General features: G+C 41.7%; 1 protein-coding gene. It reads left to right on the forward strand.

Annotation, left to right across the window (positions count from 1 at the left end):
• A partial coding sequence (locus tag ACS8FC_RS20285) for a sulfite exporter TauE/SafE family protein (RefSeq protein WP_439298109.1) occupies positions 1-426 on the forward strand: 426 nt, incomplete at its 5' end.
• Positions 427-544: the final 118 nt, after the last annotated feature.

Consider the following 544-nt stretch of genomic DNA (forward strand, 5'->3'; position numbering starts at 1 on the left):
TCTGATGTCAGTACTGGAGATACTGTATTACCATCAACACCTAAGCAGCTAGCAGCAGGGGCAAGTATTGGCGTGGCTTCTGCCATTTTTGGCATCGGCGGCGGCAGTTTAACGGTGCCATATCTCACACGTTATAATGTAGTGATGCAAAAAGCAGTGGGCACGTCTGCTGCTTGTGGTCTGCCGATTGCGATTGCTGGCGCGCTTGGCTTTATGGTATTTGGGATGAAAGAGCACGTTAATATTCCCAACGCGATTGGCTTTGTGCATATTTATGCATTTTTGGGTATTAGCATCATGAGTTTTTTTACCGCAAAAGTGGGCGCAAAGGTCGCGCACCAACTCTCACCAACATTATTAAAAAAATGCTTCGCGGTGCTACTAATGATTGTGAGCTGCTTCTTTTTGTATAAAGGATTGTTTTGAGGATTTGGATTGGTGTGTTTGAAATATGAAAACTAAGAACGATATGATATTGCTTAATATTGAAAATCACGCCTAGTTTAGTAATCTGTTATAAGTGGTTTTATTGATTTGGTCTACT

This window comes from Psychrobacter sp. 1Y4 (assembly GCF_051847555.1).